At 59.5% G+C, this 23,698-nt stretch carries 24 protein-coding genes; 8 read left to right on the plus strand and 16 right to left on the minus strand.

Annotated elements, in window-relative coordinates; translation table 11 throughout:
- Both DA915_RS05665 and DA915_RS05670 read right to left on the minus strand, forming a co-directional pair.
- Complete coding sequence (locus DA915_RS05665) at positions 1–1,884, minus strand: ABC-F family ATP-binding cassette domain-containing protein (RefSeq protein ID WP_003502110.1); 1,884 nt, start codon at positions 1,882–1,884, stop codon at positions 1–3.
- A gap of 69 nt (positions 1,885–1,953) precedes the next feature.
- The gene (locus DA915_RS05670; RefSeq protein ID WP_162692750.1) at positions 1,954–3,000 is read right to left on the minus strand and encodes a GGDEF domain-containing protein; all 1,047 of its coding nucleotides are present in this window, start codon (positions 2,998–3,000) and stop codon (positions 1,954–1,956) included.
- 237 nt (positions 3,001–3,237) lie between these two features.
- Here DA915_RS05670 and DA915_RS05675 point away from each other — a divergent pair, with 237 nt between their 5' ends.
- Together DA915_RS05675 and ndk are read left to right on the plus strand one after the other, a co-directional pair.
- Positions 3,238–3,933, plus strand: coding sequence for a glutathione S-transferase family protein (locus DA915_RS05675; RefSeq protein WP_026363455.1), 696 nt, complete (start codon positions 3,238–3,240; stop codon positions 3,931–3,933).
- 103 nt (positions 3,934–4,036) lie between these two features.
- Positions 4,037–4,459 (plus strand): nucleoside-diphosphate kinase, encoded by a 423-nt coding sequence (gene ndk, locus DA915_RS05680; RefSeq protein ID WP_003502118.1) that lies wholly within the window; start codon positions 4,037–4,039, stop codon positions 4,457–4,459.
- A 207-nt stretch (positions 4,460–4,666) separates the two neighbouring features.
- On the opposite strand, the gene DA915_RS05685 is transcribed toward ndk, so the two are convergent.
- On the minus strand, positions 4,667–5,179 hold the full coding sequence (locus DA915_RS05685; protein WP_107675350.1) for a hypothetical protein: 513 nt from the start codon (positions 5,177–5,179) through the stop codon (positions 4,667–4,669).
- A complete protein-coding gene (locus tag DA915_RS05690; protein ID WP_192886418.1) occupies positions 5,176–5,736 on the minus strand; it encodes a CGNR zinc finger domain-containing protein in 561 nt (186 codons plus the stop codon). Before DA915_RS05690 ends, DA915_RS05685 begins: the two co-directional genes overlap by 4 nt.
- Before the next feature lie 52 nt (positions 5,737–5,788).
- On the opposite strand from DA915_RS05690, the gene DA915_RS05695 reads away from it, so the two are divergent.
- Positions 5,789–6,685, plus strand: coding sequence for a branched-chain amino acid ABC transporter permease (locus DA915_RS05695; protein WP_099085504.1), 897 nt, complete (start codon positions 5,789–5,791; stop codon positions 6,683–6,685).
- Positions 6,686–6,746: 61 nt separating this feature from the next.
- Here the strand turns inward: DA915_RS05695 and DA915_RS05700 are convergent, their stop codons facing one another.
- From DA915_RS05700 to DA915_RS05720, 5 genes are all read right to left on the minus strand, one after another.
- Positions 6,747–7,202, minus strand: coding sequence for a molybdenum cofactor biosynthesis protein MoaE (locus tag DA915_RS05700; RefSeq protein ID WP_107675351.1), 456 nt, complete (start codon positions 7,200–7,202; stop codon positions 6,747–6,749).
- 4 nt (positions 7,203–7,206) lie between these two features.
- Positions 7,207–7,461, minus strand: coding sequence for a molybdopterin converting factor subunit 1 (gene moaD / locus DA915_RS05705; protein ID WP_107675352.1), 255 nt, complete (start codon positions 7,459–7,461; stop codon positions 7,207–7,209).
- Positions 7,461–8,048, minus strand: coding sequence for a CDP-diacylglycerol--glycerol-3-phosphate 3-phosphatidyltransferase (gene pgsA / locus DA915_RS05710; RefSeq protein WP_003502124.1), 588 nt, complete (start codon positions 8,046–8,048; stop codon positions 7,461–7,463). Before pgsA ends, moaD begins: the two co-directional genes overlap by 1 nt.
- A 103-nt stretch (positions 8,049–8,151) precedes the next feature.
- The gene (uvrC, locus tag DA915_RS05715) at positions 8,152–10,197 is read right to left on the minus strand and encodes an excinuclease ABC subunit UvrC (RefSeq protein ID WP_192886419.1); all 2,046 of its coding nucleotides are present in this window, start codon (positions 10,195–10,197) and stop codon (positions 8,152–8,154) included.
- Entirely contained in the window at positions 10,194–10,982 is a 789-nt protein-coding gene (locus DA915_RS05720) for an SDR family oxidoreductase (protein WP_003502126.1), read from the minus strand. The genes uvrC and DA915_RS05720 overlap by 4 nt, the downstream gene beginning before the upstream one ends.
- A gap of 348 nt (positions 10,983–11,330) precedes the next feature.
- On the opposite strand from DA915_RS05720, the gene DA915_RS05725 reads away from it, so the two are divergent.
- The gene (locus tag DA915_RS05725) at positions 11,331–11,987 is read left to right on the plus strand and encodes an outer membrane protein (protein ID WP_003502127.1); all 657 of its coding nucleotides are present in this window, start codon (positions 11,331–11,333) and stop codon (positions 11,985–11,987) included.
- Between the two features lie 116 nt (positions 11,988–12,103).
- Here the strand turns inward: DA915_RS05725 and DA915_RS05730 are convergent, their stop codons facing one another.
- Both DA915_RS05730 and DA915_RS05735 read right to left on the minus strand, forming a co-directional pair.
- Positions 12,104–12,700, minus strand: a complete 597-nt coding sequence (locus DA915_RS05730) for a glutathione S-transferase (protein ID WP_107675353.1) — start codon at positions 12,698–12,700, stop codon at positions 12,104–12,106.
- Between the two features lie 112 nt (positions 12,701–12,812).
- Positions 12,813–13,571 (minus strand): ribonuclease, encoded by a 759-nt coding sequence (locus DA915_RS05735; protein WP_107675354.1) that lies wholly within the window; start codon positions 13,569–13,571, stop codon positions 12,813–12,815.
- 187 nt (positions 13,572–13,758) lie between these two features.
- On the opposite strand from DA915_RS05735, the gene DA915_RS05740 reads away from it, so the two are divergent.
- On the plus strand, positions 13,759–14,706 hold the full coding sequence (locus DA915_RS05740) for a lysylphosphatidylglycerol synthase domain-containing protein (RefSeq protein WP_080866056.1): 948 nt from the start codon (positions 13,759–13,761) through the stop codon (positions 14,704–14,706).
- Between the two features lie 3 nt (positions 14,707–14,709).
- Here the strand turns inward: DA915_RS05740 and DA915_RS05745 are convergent, their stop codons facing one another.
- On the minus strand, positions 14,710–15,573 hold the full coding sequence (locus DA915_RS05745) for a 23S rRNA (adenine(2030)-N(6))-methyltransferase RlmJ (protein ID WP_003502135.1): 864 nt from the start codon (positions 15,571–15,573) through the stop codon (positions 14,710–14,712).
- 41 nt (positions 15,574–15,614) lie between these two features.
- On the opposite strand from DA915_RS05745, the gene DA915_RS05750 reads away from it, so the two are divergent.
- Entirely contained in the window at positions 15,615–17,837 is a 2,223-nt protein-coding gene (locus DA915_RS05750; RefSeq protein WP_192886420.1) for a molybdopterin-dependent oxidoreductase, read from the plus strand.
- Between the two features lie 55 nt (positions 17,838–17,892).
- The gene (locus tag DA915_RS05755; protein WP_107675355.1) at positions 17,893–18,510 is read left to right on the plus strand and encodes an NUDIX domain-containing protein; all 618 of its coding nucleotides are present in this window, start codon (positions 17,893–17,895) and stop codon (positions 18,508–18,510) included.
- A 58-nt stretch (positions 18,511–18,568) separates the two neighbouring features.
- On the opposite strand, the gene DA915_RS05760 is transcribed toward DA915_RS05755, so the two are convergent.
- The 4 genes from DA915_RS05760 to DA915_RS05775 form a co-directional block, all read right to left on the minus strand.
- Positions 18,569–19,504 carry an omptin family outer membrane protease gene (locus DA915_RS05760; RefSeq protein WP_099085502.1) on the minus strand — a complete coding sequence of 312 codons (936 nt, stop codon included), beginning with the start codon at positions 19,502–19,504 and terminating at the stop codon, positions 18,569–18,571.
- 131 nt (positions 19,505–19,635) lie between these two features.
- Positions 19,636–20,310 carry a phosphoribosylglycinamide formyltransferase gene (gene purN / locus DA915_RS05765; protein WP_003502154.1) on the minus strand — a complete coding sequence of 225 codons (675 nt, stop codon included), beginning with the start codon at positions 20,308–20,310 and terminating at the stop codon, positions 19,636–19,638.
- Positions 20,307–21,380 carry a phosphoribosylformylglycinamidine cyclo-ligase gene (gene purM / locus DA915_RS05770; RefSeq protein WP_107675356.1) on the minus strand — a complete coding sequence of 358 codons (1,074 nt, stop codon included), beginning with the start codon at positions 21,378–21,380 and terminating at the stop codon, positions 20,307–20,309. Before purM ends, purN begins: the two co-directional genes overlap by 4 nt.
- A 123-nt stretch (positions 21,381–21,503) precedes the next feature.
- On the minus strand, positions 21,504–22,298 hold the full coding sequence (locus tag DA915_RS05775; RefSeq protein WP_060726135.1) for a class I SAM-dependent methyltransferase: 795 nt from the start codon (positions 22,296–22,298) through the stop codon (positions 21,504–21,506).
- 242 nt (positions 22,299–22,540) lie between these two features.
- On the opposite strand from DA915_RS05775, the gene DA915_RS05780 reads away from it, so the two are divergent.
- Positions 22,541–23,698, plus strand: a complete 1,158-nt coding sequence (locus DA915_RS05780; protein WP_035212361.1) for an AI-2E family transporter — start codon at positions 22,541–22,543, stop codon at positions 23,696–23,698.

Here is a 23,698-nt window from a genome sequence, read left to right on the forward strand (position 1 = left end):
TCAACCCGCCATCGCATCCTCGTATTCACTGGAAAGCATCAGCCATTGCTCCTCCGCATCCGAAAGCCTGGAAGCGGCTTCGCCACGCTCTTTGACTTTCTGCGCGGCCTTGGCAGGGGCTTTTTCGTATAGCGCCGGGTCAGCCAGTTCGGTGTCGAGCGACTGAATCAGTTTCTCAAGCTTTGCCGTCAGGGACTCGATTTCGTTGATCTTTTTCTTGAGCGGCGCAAGCTGGGCGCGCTTTTCTGCGTTGGCCTTGCGCTGATCCGCCTTCGACGCCTGATCGGCAGCGGCCTCGGTCTTGTCTTCCTTCTTCCTGCCGGAGGAAACGACGAGATCGCGATATTCCTCCATGTCGCCTTCGAAGGTCTTGACCGTGCCATCGGCGACCAGCCACAGCCTGTCCACCGTCGCCTCGATGAGGTGGCGGTCGTGCGAAATGAGGATGACTGCACCGCTATAATCATTCAGCGCCTCGATCAGCGCGCGGCGGCTGTCGATGTCGAGGTGGTTGGTCGGTTCGTCGAGGATCAGCAGGTTCGGCGCATGGAAGGCCGCAAGCCCCATCAGCAGGCGAGCTTTCTCACCACCGGACAGATCTTTCGCTGCCGTCGCCATCTTTTCCGTCGCAAGTCCCATCTGGGCCACGCGGGAGCGCACCTGCGCTTCGGGCGCCAGCGGCATCAACTTGCGCACATGTTCGACCGGGGTTTCATCCGGCACGAGGTCATCGAGCTGGTGCTGCGCGAAGAAGCCGATCTTCATGCCGGGCGCGACACGAAGATCGCCCGCCTGCGGCGCAAGACGGCCGGAGATGAATTTCGCAAAGGTCGATTTGCCGTTGCCGTTCGAGCCGAGCAGCGCGATGCGATCGTCATTGTCGATCCGCAGATTGAGCTGCTTCAGGATGGATTTTCCCGGCTCGTAACCCACAGCACCACCATTGATGGCGACGATGGGCGAGGCCGGCTGCTTTTCCGGCTCGGGGAAGGTGATCGGCTGGACGTGATCCTCGATCACGGCGGCGACGGTGCCCATGCGCTCCAGCGCCTTGATGCGGCTCTGCGCCTGCCGTGCCTTAGTGGCCTTTGCACGGAAACGGTCGATGAAGCTTTGCAGATGTTTGCGTGCGGCGTCGTTCTTTACCTTCGCCTTCATCTGCAATTCGTCGGCCTCGGCCTTCTGCCGCTCGAACTGGTCGTAGCCGCCGCGATAGAAGGTCAGCTTCTTCTGGTCCAGATGCACGATGGAATTGACGGCATTGTTCAGGAGATCGCGGTCATGGCTGATGATGATGACGGTATGCGGATAACGCCTGATGTAATCTTCCAGCCAGAGCGTGCCTTCGAGATCGAGATAGTTGGTCGGCTCGTCGAGCAGCAGAAGGTCAGGTTCGGCGAACAGCACAGAGGCAAGCGCCACGCGCATGCGCCAGCCGCCGGAGAAGGAGGAGGCGGGGCGAAGCTGCGCCTCGTGATCGAAACCGAGACCGGCAAGAATGCTGGAGGCGCGCGCTTCCGCCGAATGGGCGTCGATGTCGACAAGCCGCATCTGGATTTCCGCGATACGATGCGGATCGGTTGCGGTTTCCGCCTCGGCCAGAAGTGCGCTGCGTTCCTTGTCGGCGGAAAGCACGATGGAAATCAGCGATTCCTCCGTTCCCGGCGCTTCCTGCGCGACCTGGCCGATGCGTGCCATCTTCGGGATCGTCACCGAACCGCTTTCCGCGGAGAAATCGCCGGTGATGACCCGAAACAGGGTGGATTTGCCGGCGCCGTTGCGGCCAACAAGGCCCGCCTTCACGCCGGCGGGAAGCGTCACGCTGGCGTGGTCAAGAAGCAGACGCCCGGCGATGCGGGCGGAAAGATCGGTAATCGTAATCATGGCGCCGTTTTGGCCGAACTGTCTGGCCAAGGCAAGAGCGCCCGCGCCACACAATGGGAGAATGCTGTCTCAAGAGCCGAGTTGCGCCAGATAGCTGCTGCGGCTGTGCTGCGACACCTCCCGCGAATAGCCGACGACGCAGTTGCGCGCGCCGCAGCGGGCCGAGAGAAGGGCGAGTTCCGCATGGCCGAAAAACTCGGCCGGCGTGGCGGTGCCATCCACTTCCGCGACGCCGATCGAAACCGTCAGATGTTCGCCGTCGCCGCCAGTGGTCGCGAAGCGCAATGCCTCCACGCTCTGCCGCAGCCGCTCGGCAATGGCCTCGGCCGTGTTCTGCGGCACGCCGGCAAACAGAAAGGCAAATTCATCGCCACCGATACGGGCGACGAAATCGTCCTTCTTGATGGTCTTGCGAAACAGGGCGGCGAGGCGTCGTAACGCCTTGTTGCCGGCGGCGGAGCCATATTTGCCGTTGATTTCCCGGAAATGGTCGATATCCAGCAGCACCAGCGAGGTGGCGGATGCAGCCCGGTCCTTCGCGAAAAGAGCGCCAAGCTTTTCGAGAAAGGCGGCTCGGTTTGGCAATGCCGTCAGCGCATCGCGCAGCGACGCGGCCTGAAGCTCCGCGCGGTTCCTTTCAACCTCGCGGATTTTCACCAGCCCCATGGCGATGAAATGCCGAAGGCTTGTCTGTTCCTCGCGAATATCACCCAGCAACTCCACGAAACGCTCCGTTGCGGGCGGCTCGCCATCTTCGTCCTGCTCAAGGCTGCCCAGGAAGGTTTCAGTGCGTTCAAGGCTCGCATCCAGCCGCACGGAAATCTGCGTCAGTGTCTCGAAGGCCTCGCTTGCCATCTGTTCCGCCTCGATCCGCGAAAAACCGGGCAGATTGTGCCGCTGGCCGATGAGGTCGATTTCATGCTGCTGCGGCGCGTTGCCGAGCGCGAGAATGTCGCGGCCCATGGCCGGGTTGTGTCCAGACAATATTTCATAGATCAATTCGTAATTGCGCGGCAAAGGCGCAATATTCATCTTGGCGATGAACTGCGTGATTTTGGTAACGACAAGTGCACTTCTTGCATGCTCGCGTTTTTTATCGCCCGCCGATGTCGTCACTGACAGCCCCAATACCAATGGATTATTATGAGTAGACCGGCGATAACCGATTGTTGAACGGCGCTATTCTTACAAGCAACGGTTTAAAATAGAATAAATCCAGAAGGGAATTTTGCCGTCACGAGGCATGATTCCGCATTGGCGCGCCTTGATCGATAATATGACAAATCCTGATTTGATTTCGGGCAGAGACCGTTTTTATATCGCTTCATCGATGTTGCAGAAGAGGGGCAGCCCATGACGACTTCCAGAACGCTCTATTCGCTATGCGGAAGCGACACTTCCCGGCCATTTTCTCCCCATTGCTGGAAAACCGTGCTTTCGCTGGCGCATAAGGGTCTGGATTTCGAGGAGCGGCCGTTACCCTTCACGGTGATCCCCACGGTGGAGGATGGTTTTTCGAAGACCGTGCCCATCCTGCGCGATGGTGACGAACTGGTGAGCGACAGTTTCGAAATTGCCCTTTACCTTGACGAGACTTACCCGGAGCGCCCGTCGCTGTTTAACGGCGAGGGTGGCAAGGCCATGGCCCGTTTCGTCGAAAGCTGGTCGCAGACTGTGCTTCACCCCGCCATCGTCCGCATTGCCGTGCTCGATATCCACAATATGCTGGATGAGCCGGATCGCCATTATTTCCGCGATAGCCGCACGAAAGCGCTCGGCCGTCCGCTCGAGGACGTGGTGGCGAACCGCGAGGCGGAGATCGCAGCATTTCCGGCATTGCTCGCACCGATCCGGCGTATGCTGAGCTTCCAGCCTTTCATCGGCGGTACGTCGCCGCTCTTTGCGGATTACATCGTGTTCGGCGCGCTGCAATGGGCGCGGATCACCACTGGGCTGGATCTGTTTGCCGATAACGATCCGGTGCGGGACTGGTTCGAAGGCTGCCTCGATCTCTATGATGCGAGAGGCCGCAGTGTGACAGCGGCGTGAAATGTCTGCGGTGACAGTCGCAATCTCGTTGATCCCCCTTGTTTTCGGGCCTTTGGGCGGGTAAAGACCGCCCACTTTCTCTGAAGGAAAAGGAAACGGACACATGGCGATTGAACGCACATTTTCGATGATCAAGCCGGACGCAACCAAGCGTAACCTCACGGGCGCGATCACCAAGGTATTTGAAGACAACGGTCTGCGCATCGTCGCCTCCAAGCGCGTCTGGATGAGCAAGCGCGAAGCCGAAGGCTTCTACGCCGTTCACAAAGAGCGTCCCTTCTTCGGCGAACTCGTTGAAGGCATGACCTCCGGCCCGACCATCGTTCAGGTTCTGGAAGGCGAAAACGCCATCCTCAAGAACCGCGAAATCATGGGCGCCACCAACCCGGCCCAGGCTGCGGAAGGCACCATCCGCAAGAGCTTCGCGCTCTCCATCGGCGAAAACTCCGTTCACGGTTCCGATGCTCCGGAAACCGCTGCACAGGAAATCGCCTACTGGTTCGCCGAAACCGAAATCGTCGGCTGATTCAAAATCTCAACGGCTTGAATCGCTGTTGCAGGCGATTGCGTGAAGCTGCTGAAAAGACTCGAGGAAACGGAGCCGAAAGGCTCCGTTTTTTTTGTTTTGATAGGGGTAAAGGGTTAGGCTGCAGCCATTCCCACCTTCCTCATCCCTGTGACGAGCACAGGAATGAGGGATGGGAAGCCTTCACGTCATTCATTCCGTCAGTCCCTACGACGCCGGACAATCCTGAACCGGCCGCATATCCGTCGTGCCATCCGGTTTGAACACCTCAGGATTGGGCGTATAAAGCGGGCCAACCACCAGCGGCTTGGCGGGCAGAAGTGACTGGTCGGTGTCGGAACGGATCGTTGTTTCGATGGTCTGGAGAATGTCGCCTTCCGGCCCTTTGATACGGATGGTGACCTTATAGGGCCGGTCCTGCTTCACGCATTCCACCGGTGGGCTCTGAACCGTGATCTTTTCGTCTTTCGGAAAAATCTTCTCGCGGCTGGTGAGGTCTGGACCACCGCGCGGGTTCTCGAACGTCGCCTCAATGGTACTGCCGTCACGAATGGGGGCGATGCGCTGAAGGGTCACCAGATAGGTGGCGATGGCCACGCGGTAGTTAAACACAAACATCCGGCCGGAAATCTTCGCCACCTCACGCGGTTCGTCCCGTTGGCAGCCGAAAAGGGCGAGCATCCCTGCAATCGCCAGCAATGGAAGGGCGATTCCTTTCATGTCTGCGCCTCCTTTTTCCGGTGATAGTGCCGGCTGGCTTTCTGCCGGTTGCCGCACACCGCCATATCACACCAGATGCGGCTCTTGTTCTTGCTGCGATCGATAAACAGCCAGCCGCAATTGCCGCAGATGCGCAGCCGTTCCTGTGTCTCGTCCGCAAGTAGCGAGAGGGCGGAATGGGCGGTGGCATTGCCGAGGCTTTCGGCAAGCGGAAACGTCCGCAGCGCCGTGCCGCAGGCGAAAAGAAGCCCGGCCAGTTTGCCGTCGCCATCTTCGCTGCCGGTGATGGACGTGCGGAAATAATCGTCGACAGCCTCGCGAAGCTCTAGAAAAACCGGCCGCCTTTCCGCTTCGGGTGCGATGAGCGTGGGAAACCTGTGGCGCTCCGCACCGAGCCTTGTCGCCGCTTCGGCAAAGGCAGCGATCTGCGCCGGCACAGCAAAACGGTCGACTGATTTTGCCGCCTCCGAGCGCAGGATCACGCTATTGGCGACATCCAGCGCCAATGCGCCGCCTGCGAAACGATGTTCTGTCCAGCGAAAGGTCATATCGCACATTATAACTATCAAAACAGGTTTTAACAGTTATAATAATGGCGGGAGGACGCGCTTGGCCTATTTCCTGCAACAATTGCTGAATGCCGTGCCGGTCGCCTCGCTTTATGCGGTTCTGGCCTTTGGCTATGCCATCGCCTTTTCGGTCACCAGACGCGCCGATGTCACCTATGGCGCCATATTCGCCTTTGCCGGTCAGACCTGCCTGCTGTTTGCCGATTTCGGCTGGAACCGGCTGTGGCTGGTTCTGCCGGCAACACTTGCGCTCGGGGCAGGGGCGGGTGTGTTCGGTGGGCTATGGGCGGCGGGTTTTGTCGGCAGGGCGGTGATGCGGCCGCTGGCGAAAGCCTCTCCCAATGCGGTGACCGTCGCCTCGGTCGGCGTGCTGATCGCCCTCACGGAAAGCGCGAGGCTGGTCGCCGACACAAGGCAGTTATGGCTGCCGCCGCTTCTGTCTGAGCCGGTGCGTTTCTGGGCCGACGGGGGATTTGCCGTAACCCTGACACCGATGCAGATGCTGAACACGGCGGCGTTCTGCCTGCTCATTCTCGCGGGGTCGTTTTATCTCAGCCTTTCCGCTTTCGGCAGGCGTTGGAAGGCGGTGTCGGACGATGCTTTTGCCGCCGCTTTATGCGGGGTGAATGCGGGCAGGATATTTCTGCTGTCCTATTGCGCGGCGGGCCTCGTCGCCGCCATCGCCGGTGTGCTGGCCACTTTTTATTACGGCACCATGGATTTCGGGGCCGGTCTGGTCTTTGGACTGAAGGTGGTGCTGATTTCAGCGGCGGGCGGTTATGCCAGCCCGCTCATCTGCGGCCTTGGGGCCGCCGCCGTTGGTTTTGCGGAAACTTTCTGGGTCGGTTACGGCCCGGCCGCCTGGCGCGATGCAGCGGTTCTGGCGATGCTGGTCGGCTGGCTGATCATCATGCGCAGCAGGGTTGAAGCGCCCTAGAGCATCTCCGGAAAAAGTGGACGTCGGTTGTCCATCCGGAAATGCGAGAAAAGAACAAGCACTATCGCCACCTGTCCTTGGCCGTATCGTCGGTTGTCTTTGCTGCAACCCAGTCGCCCGTCGAGCCATCCTTGCCATGTTCCTTTTTCCAGAACGGAGCGGATGTCTTGAGATAGTCCATCACGAAATTGGCGCCGTCGAAGGCCGCCTGTCGATGAGACGAGGTTGCAATGACGAGGACGATATTTTCGCCGGTGGCGATCTTGCCGTGGCGATGGATGGCGGTGAGGCCAAGCAGGCCGAAACGCTCCATGGCAAGTTTGGCAATGCGGGTTATTTCCGCTTCCGCCATGCCGGGATAATGTTCTAGCTCCAGCGCCGCGAGTGTGCCGCCATCATCCCGGCAGAGCCCGGTGAAGGCCACCACCGCGCCGATGCTCCTGTCACTTTCCGTCAGCCGGCGGGTTTCTTCCGCAGCATCGAAATCCTGTGCCTGGACGCGGACTGTCGGCTGCATCCGCTCATCCCCCCGTCATCGGTGGGAAAAGGCCGATCTCGCGTGCGCCGACAATGCTTTCGTCATGCTCGACATGTTCCTGATTGACGGCCACACGGATCACATTGGGAAACTCGAAGGCGGCTTCGTAATTTTCGCCGCGTGTCGCAAGCCAGGCGATCAGCTCGCCGGCCGTGGTGACGGAGGAGGGGATATCCAGCTCTTCTTCATCCGTGCCGATCTTCTCGCGCACCCAGGCGAAATAAACGATCCGTGCCATCATTCTTCGTCCACGATGTGCTTGAGGCCGGCCTTGAAGTAATCATAACCGGTATACATGGTGAGTGCCGCGGCGAGCCAGAGAAGCGTAATTCCCATCTCGGTCGTGTAGGGCAGAACCTTGTCGCCCGCAGGACCCGCAAGCAGAAAGGCGATGGCCACCATCTGGATGGTGGTCTTCCATTTGGCGATGCGGGTAACGGGAACACTGACCTTCAGCGCTGCCAGATATTCGCGCAGGCCGGAGACCAGAATTTCACGGCAGAGAATGGTGATGGCCGCCCAGAGCGACCAGCCGGCAATGGTGCCATCAGCCGCCATCAGGAGCAGCACGGAGGCGACCAGCAGCTTGTCGGCAATCGGATCCAGCATGCGGCCGATATTCGACGTCTGGTTCCAGATACGCGCCAGATAACCATCGAGGAAATCGGTCAGCGAGGCGATGATGAACAGCCACAGAGCCGTCCAGCGCGCGAAATCCGAGCTTTCCAGCTTTCCTTCGATGAAAAAGCAAAGAACAATGACAGGAACCGCGAGGATGCGGCCATAGGTGAGAAGGTTGGGAATGCTGTATGCGCGCGAAGCCATGGGAAACCTGTCAGTCTAAGATCAGCTGCCTTGATGCCGCCGCTAGGGCATAGCGTCAACATGTGATTATGTTTTTTTAGCAGTTCGCCACGACGTCGCGGTATCAATCACTGCCGCTCTCGTGGAAGTGATTATAGATTTGTCGCGCCACCGTCTCGGAAATACCACTGACAGCCATCAAATCGTTGAGACCGGCGCGGGAAACGGCCTTGGCCGTGCCGAAATGCTGCAGCAGGGAGCGTTTGCGGCCCGGCCCGATTCCCGAAATTTCATCCAGCGGATTGCGCACCATTTCCTTCTTGCGCCGCGCCCGGTGCGAGCCGATGGCAAAACGGTGCGCTTCGTCGCGCATGCGCTGGATGAAATAAAGCACGGGATCGCGCGGCGGCAGCGAGAAATCGCTGCGCCCGTCCGCGAAGAAGCGCTCGCGGCCCGCCTCGCGGTCCACACCCTTGGCGACGCCGATGGCCGTCACACAGTCGCGAATGCCGAGTTCGTCGAGAATGGCGCGCACCGCCGTCATCTGGCCTTGGCCGCCGTCGATCAGGATCACATCCGGCCAGGCGGGAAAGGGCATGTCGGCCGCTTCCTCCGGTGTCGGTGTCCGTTCGCGGTCAGGCTTGCCTTCTTCCTTCAGGAGACGGGAAAAACGGCGGGTCATCACCTCGCGCATCATGCCGAAGTCATCGCCGGGGGTGATGTCGGTCGATTTGATGTTGAACTTGCGGTACTGGTTCTTCACGAAACCTTCCGGCCCCGCCACCACCATGCCGCCCACGGCATTGGTGCCCATGATATGCGAGTTGTCGTAAATCTCGATCCGTCGCGGCACATAGGAAAGGCCGAAGGTTTCCGCAAAACCCTTCAGCAGCCGCGCCTGGGACGAGGTTTCCGCCAGCTTGCGGCCATGCGCCTCGCGGGCATTGGCAAGCACGTGGCCGGTAATGTCCTTCTTCTCGCCGCGCTGCGGCACGCTGATCGTGACCTTGTGCCCCGCCTTTTCACCGAGAGCGGCGGCCAGCAGTTCCTGCTCCTCCACCGTTTCGGAAAGCAGGATCTGTTTCGGCACGGGCTTGTCGTCGTAAAACTGCGCCAGAAACGCGTTGAGAATTTCCGAGCCGGGCAGGGAAGGATCGGCCTTCGGGAAATAGGCGCGGTTGCCCCAGTTCTGCCCGGTGCGGAAAAAGAATACCTGAATGCAGGAGATGCCGCCCTCATGGTGGATGGCGAAAACATCCGCTTCCTCGATGCCAGCCGGGTTGATGCCCTGATGGCTCTGGACATGGGAAAGTGCGGCCAGCCGGTCGCGATAGACGGCGGCCCGCTCGAAATCGAGGTCTTCGGCCGCCTCGTTCATCTGCCGCGCAATCGCGGTCTTGACGCTCTGGCTCTTGCCGGACAGGAAATCCTTGGCTTCCTTGACGAGTTCCGCATAGCCCTGATCGCTGATCTCATGCGTGCAGGGCCCGGAACAGCGCTTGATCTGGTAAAGAAGACAGGGGCGCGTGCGGGTCTCGAACACGCTGTCGGTGCAGGTGCGGATCAAAAAGGCGCGCTGCAGTGAATTGATGGTGCGGCCGACCGCGCCAGTCGACGCAAAGGGGCCGAAATAGTCGCCCTTGCGCGCCCGGGCGCCACGGTGTTTGAAAATCGCCGGTGCGCGGTTGTCGGCAGTGATGAGAATATAGGGAAACGATTTGTCGTCGCGCAAAAGCACATTAAAGCGCGGCCGCAAGCGCTTGATCAGATTCGCTTCGAGCAGAAGCGCTTCCGTCTCCGTGCGGGTGGTGACGAACTCCATATGGGTGGTGAAACGCACCATCTGGGCGATGCGGTTGGAATGCACGCGGCCCTGCGCATAATTGCCGACACGCTTCTTCAGCGAGCGCGCCTTGCCGACGTAAAGCACGTCACCCGCATCGTTGAACATGCGATAGACACCCGGCGAGTTCGGCAGGTGTTTGACGAATTCGCCGATCAGATCCATGCCCTTCAGGCCGGATTCGTTTTTCCAGCCTGCATTCCAGTCCATGCCGGCAACGTCGCGCGGAGCCTCGGCCGCTTCCGGTGCGGCAAGGCTTGCATCGTCGTCTTCGTCGTCGGTTTCATCGAAGAGAATACCGCCATCAGGCAGCTTCTTTCCGTTCATTCATTTATCTCCGCCACGTCAGGGGTTTCCCAGCCGAGGTGCTGGCCGCCGTCGAGCGCGATCATTTGTCCGGTGACCGACGGCGTGTCGAAAAGAAAGCGAATCGTCCGCCCGAACTCATCCGGTGCGGGACCTCGCTTTAATATAAGGCCGTCGATCTGCGCCTGAAAGTCCTCGGGCGTCTGTCTTTCGCTTTTGAAGGTAGGACCCGGCCCGATGGCATTGACCCGCACGCGCGGTGCGAAGCTCTGCGCCATCGTCCTCGTGGCCGTCCACAGCGCGGATTTAGAAAGTGTGTAGGAATAAAAACGCGGCGTGAGGGCAAGCACGCGCTGGTCGATGATATTGACGATCAGCCCGGAATTGTCGGCAGGCAATTGTTCGACAAAGGCGGCGGCGATGAGAGAAGGGGCCCGCACATGCACGGCGAAATGCGCGTCGAAGATCGCGGGATCGGGCTTATCCGCCGAGTCGTCCAGAAAAACCGATGCATTATTGATAACGACGCCGATAGGTCCCAGCGCCGAAGAAGCCTGTTCGATGAGCCCAGAAGTGGGCCCGGACTGTGTCAAATCCGCCTGGACGGCAACGGCTTTGCCGCCTTTTTGCCTTATTTCGTTAGCGAATTCCTCGGCCTGCGCCATCGATTCATTGGCATGGACGGCGATCGCGAAGCCATGGGCGGCCAGATCGGTGGCGATTGCCCGCCCAAGCCGGCGGGCGGCCCCCGTTATCAAGACTGTCTTCGGTATATTTTCTTTCACGGCGGACCTGCATTTGCTCATCTCAGCCCTATTTGCTGGATATAAATGCAAATCGCAAGCTGTCCGTCAGCCCCAAAAGAATTGGGCGATTTTTTATTCACAATGCAATTTCGGTTTAATTTGAATATAACTAAGTTTAAAGGCGATCTATTGCTGGTTAGGCTTCTGTTAGGGTTAATAAAACCCTTGTGGCAATTAGGCAACGTCTAATTCTAGTCACGCCTCTGCCCCAAACAATTCACATTTTGGCTCTTTGATCTCCGCATTCTCCCATCAAGTTCAGTTTCCAGAGGGGCGATTAACCCGACGAATTATGCCGCGTCTGAAAACAATGTTTTGAGTGCAGAGCGGTCCTGAAAGGAGAATAGCATGCGTATTTTCGTAGCAACCCTTATGGCTTCGACCATGGCAGCCGCCGGCTTTTCGGCTGCTCACGCCGCTGACGCCGTAAATGAAGTGCCGCAGGCACCGGTGTCCTACGACCAGCCCGCACCGGTCAAGGATTGGTCCGGCGCTTACCTCGGTGGTACGGTCAACTATGACTGGGGCCGTTTCAGCTCCAGCAATGACGGCCGTGACGCCAAGGGCTTCGGCGGCGGTCTGTACGGTGGTTACAACATGCAGAGCGGCCAGATCGTTTACGGCGCCGAAGCAGACGTCAACCTCGGCGACGAGAAGGGTTCTGCCGGTACGGTTGCCGGCAACGCCATCGAAGGCAAGCAGGGCGTCAACGGCTCGCTGCGCGGCCGCGTTGGTTACGACATGAACCCGTTCCTGCTTTACGGTACGGCTGGTCTTGCTGTCTCCGACAACAAGGTACGTGACGCGACCTCCAAGGACAGCGCCACCGCCCTCGGTTACACTGTCGGTGCCGGTGTAGAAGCCATGGTGACCGATAACATCACCGCCCGTCTGGAATATCGCTACAGCGACTACCAGAAGAAGGACTACGGTCTCGACTCCGGCGCGTTCTCGCGTGGTTTCGACGATCACTCGGTCAAGGCCGGTATCGGCGTCAAGTTCTGATCCTTTTCGGATCGGTTAAAGAAAAGCCGGGGTTTACGCCCCGGCTTTTTTGTTTTGCGGCATACCGCCGAAATAAATGCCCGGCGATCAGGCCGGGCATTGTTCTTTCGCTAACCTCAGGCGGCGGCCTTCATTTCCGTGTAGGCTTCGAAACGCTTGCCGAAGGTTTCAGGCCAAGCGGCCAGCGCATCGCGCCCTTCGGCCCATTCACCCGCAAAACGCAGGTCGAGATAACCGATCATCGCTGCAAGGGCGAAATGGCCGCCATGCAGCTTCTTGCCGGTTTTCGGCAGGTTGGCGTTGAGATAATCAAGTCCGCGTACCACCTTGCTCCACTGCTTGTCGATCCAGGGCTGATGGATCTTGTCTTCCGGGCGGAAACGGCGCTCGTAAACGATGGCGAGCAGGCAATCCATGACGCCGTCGCACAGCGCCTCCAGAATTTCCACATCCGTGCGCTTGCCGTTCTTTTTCGGGTAGAGCTTGCCGCCTGAAAGACGGTCGAGATAGTGCATGATCGCCACGCTGTCATAGACCGAGCCGCCTCCATCCAGAAGCAGGACGGGAATCTTGCCGAGCGGATTGTTGTCCATCAGCGTTGCGGGCTCGGCATTGGTGTCGACGCGTACCGAGGTGATGTCGATGTCGAGATGGCGGGCGGCCATGCGCACCTTGGCGGAGTAGGGGGAGGCGGGCGAGTAAAGCAGTTCCATGGTCAGGTCCTATGGGTTGTCGTCTGGGGACTGGAGTATTCAGTAAAACTGGATAGCGGTTTTATGTCTGGAAAATGTGTACAGACGAGAAATAGAGCGCATTCGATGCGCTCTAGCGAATGGGGATGATTTCTGCGGCGTTGGCGCGGCAGCCCTTGCGGTCAAGCTCTGGGCAATCGCGGAACGTCATGTCCCGGTTGAGGCAGATGCGTACTTCCTCAAGGCGTTTGCCGTCGCAGCTGATGGAGATGCTGCGTTTCGACAGGCCCGGATTGGCGTCGGTGAAAGCGTTTTCTATGGCGTCGGCGGACAGTGTGGAGGCCGCGGCGCCCGAGGCGATCTTTTCCGGCAGCCGGACGGCTTCGAAGGCGGCTCGCGTTGCCGAGAAATAGTCCCTCTGCGACAGGCCGGAGCAGGAGCCGTGCTTGCGCCACTGGTGGCCGATCAGGCCCATGGACGGCATGATATCGAACATACTGCGGCCGATCGCGTCAGGAACACGCTCAGGCTCGCTGCTTTGGCAGAATTCGGGATAGCCGTTTTCGTTCTGCGGCCAAAGCCCGTGCACGACGAAACCGTAACGCCTGTCGCTGCCGCATTGCTGACGGTTACCCGAGCCTTCGGAACTGGCGCAGAAGGCCGGAGACCAGGACAAGGAAAGCACGTAGAAATCGAAACCCGTTCCGCGAGGTGCCGGATTATTGCCCGTATTTCTCCGTGGTGTTTCTTGCTGCGGGTGTCCCGCGGATTGCGGTGAGGCTTGCGCCTGCTGATCGTTCACGGGTCCTTTCGGGGCGGGTTTTTCCTGTGCAAACCACAGCGCCGCAAGCGATAGAAGACCCAAGGCGATGAAACCTGCGTAACGTTTCATTCCGTGTACGTTCCCCGGAAACTGGACCAGTTCATACCGCCGTCGGGCGACGATCCGGTCTTACATAAATTTGTGAACGAGGCAAACGGGCAAAAAGGTTGAAAGCTTCGCCGCATAACGAATAGAGTCGAACGAATCTTCCGCAAAAGACGGAAACAGGGCTGGGGGTAATAGGCGGCATGACCGCATGAAATTCAAGAAATACATCTGGCCCGTCGTTGGTTTTGCGACGATCGGTTTTTCCGCCTGGTTGCTCTTTCACGAATTGCGTGGCCTGTCGCTCGATGATCTCTGGGACAGCCTGAAAGCCATTCGCGTGCGGGACTGGCTGTGCTCTGGCCTTGCGACCCTGCTGGCCTATGCCGCGCTTGCCGGTTACGACCGCATCGCGCTGCAGCATCTTGGCCGCAAGGTGAACTGGTTCTTCATCACGCTCACCTCTTTCACCACCTATGCGTTGTCCCACAATGTAGGAGCTTCGGTGTTTTCGGGAGCGGTGGTGCGATACAGGGCTTATACGTCCAAGGGACTGAGTGTCGCGGAAGTGGGCGTCCTCGTGGGGCTCTGCTCCTTCACCTTCCTCATCGGCACGATCATGCTCATCGGCATGGTGCTGCTTTACGAGCCCGACATCACCGAACGGTTTACCGGAATCCTGCCCGTCGAAGCCTCCACGACCACGGGCGTCCTGCTGCTTCTTGTTGTCGGGCTTTATGTTCTCGGCAGCCTGCTCAGGCTGAAGCCCCTGAAAATCGGCTCTTTCGTGCTGCCTTACCCCGCGCCGAAGCTTGTTGCGCAACAACTCGTCATCGGCCCGATCGAGCTGATCGGCGCGGCGGGCATCATCTATTTCGCGCTGCCGGAAGCCGGAAATCCCGGTTATATGGTTATTCTCGGCATATTTCTGGTTTCCTTCTCAGCGGCGCTCATCTCGCATGCGCCGGGCGGACTGGGGGTGCTGGAGCTGGTCTTCGTCACCGGCCTGCCGGATATGAACCCGGCGGATGTGATCGCGGCGCTGCTGGTCTTCCGGCTGTTCTATCTCATCATCCCCTTCATCATGGCGCTGTTCGTGATCCTGTTCTTCGAACGATCACAGCTTGCGGCGGCGCAGAAAAGGGAAGGGTTGAGATAGCCCTCAGCTTTCTTCCGGCTTTTCCTCGCCGCGCAGCCAGAACGCGCGCTGCGAGGCGAACCTGTCCTGCGCCAGCGTTGTCTTCAGGTAAGGCAGCAGCGTGTGCAACTCGTCCTTCAGCGTATAGGGCGGATTGACGATGATGAGGCCTGAGCCGCTCAGGCCGTCCAGCCGGTCGCTTCTGACTGACAGTTCCGCGCACAGCATCTTCGGAATGTCGAAGGATTGCAGCCGCTCATGGAAGTCCTTGATCGGTGCGCCTTTCTTCAGGGGATACCACAGGCAATAGGTGCCGGTGGAAAAACGCCGATAGGCCTTGTTCAGGCCATCGGCCAGACGCTGATATTCATTCTCAAGCTCGAACGGCGGATCAACGAGGATGAGGCCGCGCTTTTCCTTCGGCGGCAGATGCGCGCCGAGCGACAGCCAGCCATCCAGCTCGGTGACGCGAACCTGATAATCGCCCTCGAAGAGCCGTGCCAGAGCGCGGCTGTCATCCGGGTGCAGTTCCATTGCCGAAAGCCGGTCCTGCGGGCGAAACAGCATGCGTGCGAGTTTCGGCGAACCGGGATAAAATTTCACGCCGCCTTCCGGGTTCAGTTCCTTCACGGCGTCAAGATAGGGCTCCAGCAATTCGGCAATGGGGGCGGGCAGATCACCCTCCATCAGCTTGCCGATGCCGGTCTGCCATTCGCCGGTCTTCTGCGCTTCTTCCGAGGTCAGGTCGTAAAGACCGATGCCGGCATGAGTGTCCAGCACCCGAAATGCCTTGTCCTTGTTCTGCAGGTAGCGCACGAGGCGGGCAAGAACGGCATGTTTGAGGACATCCGCGAAATTGCCGGCGTGATAGATGTGGCGGTAGTTCATGGATATGTCTCGCTTGCGGCTTATCGGGGTGAATGGTCAGGATGAATATTCTTGATGGACGTCACTTCGGCCTTTTTGCCGCATCGTTGATGCAATATACAAAAGACATGAACGTTGCGACCCCGATTTCCGCTGAAAAAGCCGCCCCGAAGCCCGAAGTCCGTATCGGACACACGGTCTGCCCGCATGACTGTCCGAGCGCCTGCGCGCTGGAGGTCGACATCAATGCCGATGGCCGGATCGGCCGCGTGCGCGGGGCCAACGCCAATACTTACACCGCCGGCGTGATCTGCGCCAAGGTGGCGCGTTATTCCGAGCGCATCTATCATCCCGGCCGATTGCTGACCCCGAAGCGCCGCAAGGGCGCGAAGGGGGCGGGCGACTGGCAGGAAATTTCCTGGGAAGCTGCTCTGGACGAGGTGGCGGATGCTTTCGTCAAGGCTGAGGCGCGGCACGGCGCCGAAGCCATCTGGCCCTATTTCTACGCCGGCACCATGGGGCAGGTGCAGCGCGATTCCATCGAGCGGCTGCGCCACGCCAAGAAATATTCCGGCTTCTTCGGATCGATCTGCACCAACATGGCCTGGACCGGCTACGTGATGGGCACCGGCGCACTGCGTGGCCCCGATCCACGCGAAATCGCCAAGGCCGATGTCGTCGTCATCTGGGGCACCAACGCGGTCGCCACGCAGGTTAATGTCATGACCCATGCGGTGAAAGCCCGCAAGGAGCGCGGCGCGAAGATCGTCGTGGTCGATATCTACGACAATCCGACCATGAAACAGGCGGATATGCGCCTCGTTGTCCGCCCCGGCACCGACGCTGCGCTCGCCTGCGCCGTGATGCACATCGCCTTCCGTGACGGGTATGCGGATCGTGATTACATGGCGCGCTTCGCCGATGATCCGGCCGGGCTTGAGGCGCATCTGAAGACGAAGACGCCGCAATGGGCCTCGGAAATCACCGGTCTTTCCGTCGACGAGATCGAGGATTTCGCCCGGCTGGTCGGCACCACGAAAAAGACCTTCTTCCGGCTTGGATATGGTTTTGCCCGCCAGCGCAACGGCGCTGTCGCCATGCATGCGGCCCTTTCCATCGCCACCGTCCTCGGCTCCTGGCAATATGAGGGCGGCGGCGCTTTCCACAATAATGGCGATATCTTCCGGCTCAACAAGTCGGAGCTGATGGGCAGCTCTTACGCCGACCCCGAGGTACGCCAGCTCGACCAGTCACAGATCGGCCGCGTGCTGACCGGAGACGCTGAAGCGCTGCGCCACGGCGGCCCGGTGACGGCGCTGCTGATCCAGAATACCAATCCCGTCAATGTCGCGCCCGAACAGCGGCTGGTGAAACAGGGTTTCCTGCGCGACGATCTCTTCGTCGCCGTGCATGAGCAATTTATGACCGAAACGGCTGAGGTGGCCGATATCGTGCTGCCTGCCACCATGTTCCTTGAACATGACGACATCTACCGCGCCGGCGGCCAGAACCACATTCTGCTTGGTCCGAAACTGGTGGAGCCGCCGGAAACGGTGCGCACCAACCTCTTCGTCATCGAAGAACTGGCGAAACGTCTCGATGTCGACCATATGCCGGGCTTTGGCCTTTCGGCCCGTGATCATGTCGACCGTATGCTCAAAGTCAGCGGCTGGGGCGATTTCGACACGCTGGCGGAAGAAAAATGGATCGATGCGCAGCCCTCCTTCGAGGTGGCGCACTATCTCGAAGGTTTCGGTTACGGTGACGGCAAATTCCGTTTCAGCCCCGAATGGGCGACCGGGCCATCTCCGAACAAGCCGCCGAAAAACATCGGCGTCATGGGGCCGGTCTCGCAATTCCCGAAATTCCCGGATCAGGTCGACGTCATCGAAACCGTGGATGGCGATCATCCGTTCCGGCTGGCGACATCGCCGGCGCGGAATTTCCTGAACTCCACCTTCGCGGAAACGAAGACCTCCGTGCAGAAGGAAGGCCGCCCGGAATTGATGATCTGTCCCGAGGATGCCGCCGGTAACGGTATCGCCGATGGCGACGTCGTCCGCATCGGCAATGGCCGTGGTGAAGTGCGGCTCCACGCGAAAATCGTGGAGGGAGCAAGACCGGGCGTGCTGATTGCCGAAGGGCTGTGGCCCAACAAGGCGCATCTGGATGGCGAGGGCATCAATGTGCTGACCGGCGCCGATGCCGTTGCGCCTTATGGCGGCGCGGCATTCCACGACAACAAGGTGTGGCTCCGCCGCGACGATGAGAGCCGCGAGGCTTGATATTGCGCCGCAACACGGGCAGGCTGAAATCCCACGACAGGCAAGGACATATCCGGTGACACAGACGCAGGCGAAAAACGTTCCGGCCGACACGGACGCGGGCAGAATCCGGCTGGTGGAAAAGGAAACGGTGTGGAAGGGCTTCGTGCACATGCAGAAGCTCGTTTTCGACCAGCGCATGCCTGATGGTAAAACGATCCGCATTGTCCGGGAAGTCCACGACCACGGCAGCGCGGCCGCCATTCTCCTTTACGATCCGAAGCGCGACAGCGTGGTGCTGGTGCGCCAGTTTCGCCCCGCCGCTTTCGTGAACGGCGACCCAAGCTTCATGGTCGAAGTGCCGGCAGGGCTTCTCGATGATGACGATGCGGCGCATGCCATCCGCCGCGAGGCAATGGAAGAATCCGGCTACGCGGTCGAAAAGGTCGATTATCTGTTCGACATGTATGCCAGCCCCGGCACGCTGACGGAAAAGGTCAGCCTCTTCGTCGCCCGCATCGATCTCGACGTGCAGGCCGGCAGCGGCGGCGGGCTGGAGGACGAAGGCGAGGATCTGGAGGTTCTGACCTACGGACTGGACGAGGCCTTTGCGATGATCACATCGGGTGAAATCACCGATTCCAAGACGATCATTCTCCTGCAATGGGCGATGTTAAACCGCGCCCGGCTTTGAGGGCGGGGTTATCCGAGCGTATCTGGTAAAACTTGTCCTTCGGGTGAAGTCGTCAATACTAGAAGCGCCCTTTGACGCCCATCCCCACGAAAATCGACTGCAAGTCACCGCCGCCGGCATTCTTTTCCGATGATAGGCCTCCGGCACCTGCGCCACTATAGTGGGTGTCTCCGCGTCCGAGACTGGTATAGTCATACGCGCCATCGAGATAGATCGAGGCATTCTCGGTCAGGTCATAGGCGACGCCCGCTTTCACCCCGAACATGCCGGCAACGTCGAATTTGTCGGTGAAGCGCATATCGCGCAGCCAGTGATCGTCCGTCGCCTTGCCGTAGACCATGGCGCCACCTTCGAGGCCAACGTTGAGCGACCAGTTGCCGAACCTCTGGCCGCCCGTCAGGTTGCCATAGAAGACAGGGATTTGCTGGCGATAGGTGATTCCCTTGAGGCCATCCTTGAATTTGCCCGAGAGATCACGGGGGGAGAAAACGCTGTAAACGGCGTTGCCGCCATAGGCCGACCATTGCACATCCGTATAACGAAAGCCGACGCCGGCGCTGAGATATTGCTGCGGATCGTCCAGCAACATGCGATTGAGTTCGAGGTTTCCCGAAAAATAATGGTCGAGCCGCGTGTCGTCATGCTGAGAACGGTGGCTCCAATTGTCCTTGGAGCTGTCTCTGGAAAAAGGCCAGACCCAGTCATAGTCGGTCATGTAGCCATCGCCTTCAAAGCCGACGCGGCCTTCCGCCTTGACGCGCCAGCCGGGCGCAAGTTCAAGCCCGAGCGAGCCGCGCAATGCCACGGCGTTTTTGGTTTCCCATTCGAGTTCGCTCAGCTTGCGGCCACCGATATGGACGGTTTCCGTTGCTCGAAGATTGAGAACGCCGGCATCCACTGAGGCTGTAATGCCACTTTGCTCAGCCGCGACAGGCAGGCTGGCGCCCGCCAGCAGAACAACCGAAAGCGGCAGGGAAAATCTCGAAAATGGCATAATCGCTCCTGAATGACCGGAGGGCCCGAAATAGGGGCCGCTGCGAGCATTAAAGGTGATTATGGTAAATGATCGGTTTATTTTTACAAAAATACCAATTCAGGTATTTTTGTACTTTAGGAATAACTCTATCAGGAGGCGGAAATGAGGTTGGAATACTCAGTTCTACTTTCACTGCCGGTGAAGACCGCCTTGCCGTCTTCCATTCGCACCTTGCCTTCGGCAAGCTGCTTCAGGGTCAGCGGATAGAGCTGGTGCTCGACTGTCAGGATCCGTGCCGCGAGGGTGTCGGCCGTATCGCCGAAAACAACCGGTACCGCACCCTGCGCGATGGTCGGGCCTTCATCCATGCCTTCGGTGACGAAATGCACGGTGCAGCCGGAAATCTTCATGCCGCTGTCGATGGCGCGCTGATGGGTGTGCAGGCCGGGGAAAAGCGGCAGCAGGGAAGGGTGGATATTGATGATGCGGCCTTCATAGGGGGCAATGAAATCCCCCGATATCAGTCGCATGTAACCGGCAAGGCAGATGATATCGGGCGCAATCTCGCCAAGTGCGGCCAGTATGGCGCCCTCATGCTCCGCCTTGCTGGGATAAGTCTTGCGTTCGAAGACCAGCGTCGGAATACCGAGATCCCGTGCCTTTTCCAGCCCGCCCGCAGATGCCTTGTCCGAAATCACGCAGACGATTTCCGCCGGAAAATCCACCGCCTGGCAGGCCTTGGCCAGCGACACCATGTTGGAGCCGCTGCCGGAAATGAAAACGACGACGCGTTTGCGGCCGGACGAGAAGGCGGCGCTCATCATAGGCCGAGAGTGCCCTTGTAGATCGTACCGTGTGCACCTTCTTCACGGGCGACCATGCGGCCGAGCGGGAAGACGGTCTCGCCTTCCGCCGTCAGGGCGTCGGTGACCTTTTCGGCATTTTCAGCCGAAACGACCACAATCATGCCGACGCCGCAATTGAAGGTGCGCAGCATTTCCTTCGGCTCGACGCCGCCGGTTTTTGCGAGCCACGAGAAGACGGCCGGAACCTTGATCGCGTCGAGATCAATCTCGGCGGCGAGATGCTTGGGCAGAACGCGCGGAATGTTTTCGGGGAAACCGCCGCCGGTGATGTGCGCCAGCGCCTTCAGTGCGCCGGTCTCGCGGATCGCCTTCAAAAGCGGCTTCACATAAATGCGGGTCGGCGTCAGCAGCGCTTCGCCAAGCTTCTTGCCATCCGCGAAGGGAGCAGGGGCGTCCCAGCCAAGACCGGAAACCGATACGATCTTGCGTACCAGCGAAAAGCCGTTTGAGTGAACACCGGAGGAAGAGAGCCCGAGAATGACGTCGCCTTCGGAAATATCGCCAGCGGGCAGAAGCTGGCCGCGTTCGGCAGCACCCACGGCAAAGCCCGCGAGATCGTAGTCGCCTTCGGAATACATGCCGGGCATTTCGGCGGTTTCGCCGCCGATCAGCGCGCAGCCGGATTCGCGGCAACCGGCGGCGATGCCGGAAACGATGGCGGCACCCTGATCCGGGTCCAGCTTGCCGGTTGCGAAATAATCGAGGAAGAACAGCGGTTCTGCGCCCTGGACGACGAGATCGTTGACGCACATGGCGACGAGATCAATGCCGACGGTGTCGTGGTAGTCAGCGTCGATGGCGATCTTCAGCTTGGTGCCGACGCCGTCATTGGCGGCCACCAGAACCGGATCGGTGAAGCCTGCGGCCTTCAGATCGAACAGGCCGCCGAAGCCGCCGATTTCGCCATCCGCGCCGGGACGCCGCGTCGAACGCACCGCCGGTTTGATCTTTTCGACCATCAGGTTGCCGGCGTCGATATCCACACCTGCATCACTATAGGTAAGACCGTTCTTGCCCGACTGGCTCATGGCTCTCGTCTCCGCTGGTTCCTTTGGCGTCGCCATTCGCACGGGACGGGGCCTGATGCAAGGGTTTGAGTGGCAAAAGCTCCGGTTTTTAACGGCTTTGGCGGGGCTTGCCGGATTGAGTGCTCACGATGGCTGCGGAGCGGCGCGACAGACGAGATTGAGCAGGCCGTCATTGGAGGTATCGGAATTTTCCTCTATCGGCCGACCGTTTTCGCCGTAACGCGCGACGATCTCAAAGCCTGCCGCTTCCAGTTGCCGGGTCTGGGCGGCAAGGTCGATGAAATAAAACAGGCCGCTCCAGCGGTGCGCCTGATCCGCGAGAATTGCATATTCCGGCGTCCGCCTTGTCTGAGGCTGCAGGCGCAGATAGTTGATCCAGCTTTGCGGATGCAGCGAATTCACCACCTCGCGCGGGTGCCAGGAACGCCGATGCAGCGGCATGCCGCCAGCCCGCTTCCATTGCCGGTTATGAAACGAAAAGATGAAGTAACCGCCCGGTGACAGAATGCTTCGGACGGCATTGATGATGGCAAGCCGGTCCTCATGGCCGAAGGCGCTTAAGATGGCGAGCGCGCCGAGCACGCAATCGAAACGCTCCGCGCCGAATTGGTCGATCGCCCGCACGTCCATGTCCAGAAACGTGGCAGCGGGAAAATTGCGCCGCGCAAGCGCAAGCATGGGCTGCGAGCGGTCGATACCGATATATTCACCCACCAGCGGTAGAAGCGGCTTCGTCGTTCGGCCGGTGCCGACGCCGAGATCCAGCAGCCGCTTGCCCGCATAGGCATGGCGGAACTGATCGAGAATGATGCGTTCGGCGGGGTAAAGCTGCTGGTTGTCGTACCATTCGGCAACTTCGGGATTATCGAAGAGACCGGCATTATAGTCCGCGATGCCATTTTCACTGGTACTTTGCATCGTGCCTCCGGCCACCGGGCGTGAAGGGGCGACGCTGGCCCGCCCGGCAATATTTGATAGTTGTCTAATATTTTCCGCCGGTCAACCTGCCGTTGCGAGGGGTTGACCGGAAATGAGGGATTATATCGCTGTGCGGGCAGTCTCCTTCTGCGGTCGCGCCAAAGCGCCGGTCTTGACCATGTGCACATGCCCATCCTATCTCCATCATGGGCAGTGACGGTACGGCGACAAAGGATAAACGGATGCAACCCCATGTGAGTGGTATGAACCTGCGTCGGCAGGTGTTTTTCTGGATCGGCGTGCTTGCCGTCTTTATCCTTTTCCTGATGGTCTTCAGCTCCATTCTCCTGCCTTTCGTGGCGGGCATGGCGCTTGCCTATTTTCTCGATCCGGTGGCCGACTGGCTGGAGCGGCGCGGTTTGAGCCGGTTGATGGCGACCGTCGTCATCCTCGTCTCCTTCGTGCTGATCTTCGCACTGTCGCTCATCATCATCATTCCGCTGATTGCCGCTCAGGCCTCGGAATTCATCACGCGCATTCCGCAATATATCTCGTCGCTGCAGCAGCTTATCGCCGGCGCGGATACCAACCTCCTGCCGGATTGGGTGAGCAGCCAGATCAACTCGGTAAAGGAGAACTTTTCAAAGCTCCTGACAGAGGGCGCAGGCTTCATCGGCACGCTTTTGACGCAGATATGGAATTCCGGCAAATCGCTGGTCGATGTCATGTCGCTGCTGGTCGTAACGCCCGTCGTCGCCTTCTACCTTCTGCTTGACTGGGACCGGATGATCGACAAGGTCGACAGCTGGATACCGCGCGACTATGTCCATACCGTCCGCCAGATCGCCCGCGACATGGACAAGACCATTGCCGGTTTCGTGCGCGGGCAGGGGTCGCTCTGCATCATTCTCGGGGTTTATTACGCCGTCGGCCTGTCGCTGGTGGGCTTGAATTTCGGTCTGCTGATCGGCCTTTTTTCGGGTCTCATCAGCTTCGTTCCCTATATCGGATCCATGGTCGGCCTCATCCTCGCCGTCGGCGTCGCCATCGTGCAATTCTGGCCGGACTATATTTATGTCTTTCTGACGCTCGTCGTGTTCTTTTCCGGCCAGTTCATCGAAGGCAACATCCTGCAGCCGAAGCTTGTCGGCAAAAGCGTCGGCCTGCATCCGGTCTGGCTGATGTTCGCCCTCTTCGCTTTCGGTGCGCTTTTCGGTTTCGTCGGGCTTCTCGTGGCGGTGCCGGCTGCGGCGGCGGTCGGCGTGCTTGTCCGCTTCGCCTTGTCGCGGTATCTTGAAAGCGATCTTTACCATGGGCATGCCGCCAACCTTCCCTGGGACACAAATACTGCCCCGGAAGAAGGGGAAACATCCTCCGGCAAGGTTGACTCTCAGAGCTGA

The organism is Agrobacterium sp. LAD9, assembly GCF_003031125.1.
GTDB lineage: Bacteria > Pseudomonadota > Alphaproteobacteria > Rhizobiales > Rhizobiaceae > Agrobacterium > Agrobacterium radiobacter.

Coding starts and splice junctions, on each gene's coding strand:
- DA915_RS05665 (WP_003502110.1), bottom strand. CDS start 1,884: ATGATTACGATTACCGATCTTTCCGCCCGCATCGCCGGGCGTCTGCTT.
- DA915_RS05675 (WP_026363455.1), top strand. CDS start 3,238: ATGACGACTTCCAGAACGCTCTATTCGCTATGCGGAAGCGACACTTCC.
- ndk (WP_003502118.1), top strand. CDS start 4,037: ATGGCGATTGAACGCACATTTTCGATGATCAAGCCGGACGCAACCAAG.
- DA915_RS05685 (WP_107675350.1), bottom strand. CDS start 5,179: ATGAAAGGAATCGCCCTTCCATTGCTGGCGATTGCAGGGATGCTCGCC.
- DA915_RS05690 (WP_192886418.1), bottom strand. CDS start 5,736: ATGTGCGATATGACCTTTCGCTGGACAGAACATCGTTTCGCAGGCGGC.
- DA915_RS05700 (WP_107675351.1), bottom strand. CDS start 7,202: ATGCAGCCGACAGTCCGCGTCCAGGCACAGGATTTCGATGCTGCGGAA.
- moaD (WP_107675352.1), bottom strand. CDS start 7,461: ATGGCACGGATCGTTTATTTCGCCTGGGTGCGCGAGAAGATCGGCACG.
- pgsA (WP_003502124.1), bottom strand. CDS start 8,048: ATGGCTTCGCGCGCATACAGCATTCCCAACCTTCTCACCTATGGCCGC.
- uvrC (WP_192886419.1), bottom strand. CDS start 10,197: ATGAACGGAAAGAAGCTGCCTGATGGCGGTATTCTCTTCGATGAAACC.
- DA915_RS05720 (WP_003502126.1), bottom strand. CDS start 10,982: ATGAGCAAATGCAGGTCCGCCGTGAAAGAAAATATACCGAAGACAGTC.
- DA915_RS05725 (WP_003502127.1), top strand. CDS start 11,331: ATGCGTATTTTCGTAGCAACCCTTATGGCTTCGACCATGGCAGCCGCC.
- DA915_RS05730 (WP_107675353.1), bottom strand. CDS start 12,700: ATGGAACTGCTTTACTCGCCCGCCTCCCCCTACTCCGCCAAGGTGCGC.
- DA915_RS05735 (WP_107675354.1), bottom strand. CDS start 13,571: ATGAAACGTTACGCAGGTTTCATCGCCTTGGGTCTTCTATCGCTTGCG.
- DA915_RS05740 (WP_080866056.1), top strand. CDS start 13,759: ATGAAATTCAAGAAATACATCTGGCCCGTCGTTGGTTTTGCGACGATC.
- DA915_RS05745 (WP_003502135.1), bottom strand. CDS start 15,573: ATGAACTACCGCCACATCTATCACGCCGGCAATTTCGCGGATGTCCTC.
- DA915_RS05750 (WP_192886420.1), top strand. CDS start 15,615: ATGAATATTCTTGATGGACGTCACTTCGGCCTTTTTGCCGCATCGTTG.
- DA915_RS05760 (WP_099085502.1), bottom strand. CDS start 19,504: ATGCCATTTTCGAGATTTTCCCTGCCGCTTTCGGTTGTTCTGCTGGCG.
- purN (WP_003502154.1), bottom strand. CDS start 20,310: ATGATGAGCGCCGCCTTCTCGTCCGGCCGCAAACGCGTCGTCGTTTTC.
- purM (WP_107675356.1), bottom strand. CDS start 21,380: ATGAGCCAGTCGGGCAAGAACGGTCTTACCTATAGTGATGCAGGTGTG.
- DA915_RS05775 (WP_060726135.1), bottom strand. CDS start 22,298: ATGCAAAGTACCAGTGAAAATGGCATCGCGGACTATAATGCCGGTCTC.
- DA915_RS05780 (WP_035212361.1), top strand. CDS start 22,541: ATGCAACCCCATGTGAGTGGTATGAACCTGCGTCGGCAGGTGTTTTTC.